Annotated in this window: 3 protein-coding genes and 1 pseudogene; all 4 read right to left on the bottom strand. The window is 35.4% G+C overall.

Translation table 11 applies throughout. The features are described from left to right. Nucleotides 1–176: 176 nt before the first annotated feature. Nucleotides 177–497, bottom strand: a pseudogene (locus CK510_RS29905) (ISKra4 family transposase); the annotation flags it as partial. Nucleotides 498–553: 56 nt separating this feature from the next. Further along, on the bottom strand, nt 554–694 hold the full coding sequence (locus CK510_RS33795; protein ID WP_245912517.1) for a hypothetical protein: 141 nt from the start codon (nt 692–694) through the stop codon (nt 554–556). Nucleotides 695–940: 246 nt separating this feature from the next. Continuing rightward, the gene (locus CK510_RS33790) at nt 941–1,117 is read right to left on the bottom strand and encodes a hypothetical protein (protein ID WP_245912516.1); all 177 of its coding nucleotides are present in this window, start codon (nt 1,115–1,117) and stop codon (nt 941–943) included. Between the two features lie 154 nt (nt 1,118–1,271). Further along, entirely contained in the window at nt 1,272–1,802 is a 531-nt protein-coding gene (locus CK510_RS33785; RefSeq protein WP_245912515.1) for a hypothetical protein, read from the bottom strand. Nucleotides 1,803–1,880 lie beyond the last annotated feature (78 nt).

The raw sequence follows: 1,880 nt of genomic DNA, 5'->3' as shown, positions 1-1,880 counted from the left end.
ATAGCAATCCCCTTTTTCTTTGTCAAGCTTTTTTTCTATTTTCTTTTCCCTTTTCTCTAATCCCTTCCTCTATAAGCCTTTGAGGTATTTTAGCTTTATAGTTAGATCAATTTTTACCCTGTTATTCTGTAATTATGCTTTGGGTACGGCTCTTTTATAAAGACGAAGAATGACGTTTAGATAGCCATTGCAGGCTTAGGAGCAGTAGTAGAACAGCGAGCTTGAATTACTCGCTTCATCAAAGGAATGCCGTCTTTATAGAAGCAAAAGTGATTGCGTTGATGCTCTTGCTTTAAACGGAAGCGCCAATACTCATCCCAGTCACCACTAATGTAAAGGGAACGAAGTCGTAAAACAGCTTCCGCACCTTCAAGGCTCCAGCGAGCGCCTGTAATATCCATTCGATCTTTAATGAGATGGCGACAAGCGCCTTCAATGACTCCAGTTGCAATCGGCAGCCCAGCTTTCAAGTAATCATCGTATTTAAGGTAAGCACTAGGCTGTTGACTTTGTGCCTTTTTAAGCTATTTTGGTTCATACAGCTTCTGTGTCGTCAAGTAACTCCGAAAATAGGGTTTTTCTTTTTGACATCATAGATCATAGATTGACCAAACACTTCATCTAACCAGGCTTCAACATCAGTAAAACTAATTGTTTCAAGCGCATTTTTAACAATACTATTTGTTAGATTCATAGTAGATAAACAAATAGTTAGCAACATTTGATCCATGTCTTTAAATGGGCAACGTGCAGAGAATTGTTTATATTTTCCAAACAGAGATTCAATGACATCAGAAGGTGCTAAAAAAGTTTTTTCATTCTTGATATAGGAACTTTGAGCGATTATGTAATCATAAATATGTTGCTGAAAATCTAATAGTTCACCCTTAGGTATATCAAATTCATTTTCCTTAAAACAAGTGAGAGACTGCTGATTAATTCATAATTTCTTTACTTGAGTTTCAAGAGTGCGTGTAAGCATAGTCATTTGATTCCAACGAATTAGTTCTAGGTGATAATCAACTAACCATCCTAATTTATCTATTAATTTCTTATTAATCACATTGGGGTCACTATTTTTAACTAATTCAGCCACATTATCTATGTTGCAATTCAATAGATTTAACCCCCAATCAGTCAACCTTTCAATATTAAAGAAGCGGCACTGTGAGCGTTGTGTAGGAGGGGATAAAAAAGATAATTCAGTCTGTTGTAACTGTTGCCTACACATATTACATTTTTGGATAAATGACTGATATCTATCATCGGAATTATAACTCATGTTTCAAAAGTAAACCCATTGCATGAGTTACGTCATGAGTGTAAATTAAGTCTTCATGTTCTTGTTGATAAAGCTTTATACCGCATGCAAGATCACTACCGTGATCAGCAACTATTTGTATTGGCTTACCAACCCGTGAAGTAATTTCATCCAGTTTTTGCTTTATAATTTCTCCTTTTGTGGTATCCATAATTTCTAAACCTAAAAGTTCTACATCTTTGTGAGCCACTCGACACGGGCTGTGCCTGGTGTCGAAGTGGCGGTGATGAAGCCCTCGTCTGTCAGGAATAATTTCCGATTCAAGCTGTTGTTGTGAAATCCCTAAAACCACAAGAACTTTTTGTTTTCCTAGCTCCAATGTAAAATCCACAATAAATATCCAATCATCTCGATATTCTTTTTCACGATTCATCTCGTATAATCCAATCCGCCCTAACCATTTTCTTATACAAGTAAAGCTTAGAATTTTATCGAATTTTAAGTTATTAATATTATTAAATAACTCTAAGGCTGGTCCCACATTTAATTAGAAGTTCTATAGTTGTCAGTACTATATCAACTGTATAGTGATGATTTTTAGCATTTAAATCTTCTGTTT

This window comes from Brunnivagina elsteri CCALA 953, from assembly GCF_002289455.1.
Taxonomy (GTDB): Bacteria; Cyanobacteriota; Cyanobacteriia; order Cyanobacteriales; family Nostocaceae; genus Brunnivagina; species Brunnivagina elsteri.
The sequence above is the reverse complement of the archived record's forward strand: the minus strand, read 5'-3'. Positions and strand labels throughout refer to the sequence as shown.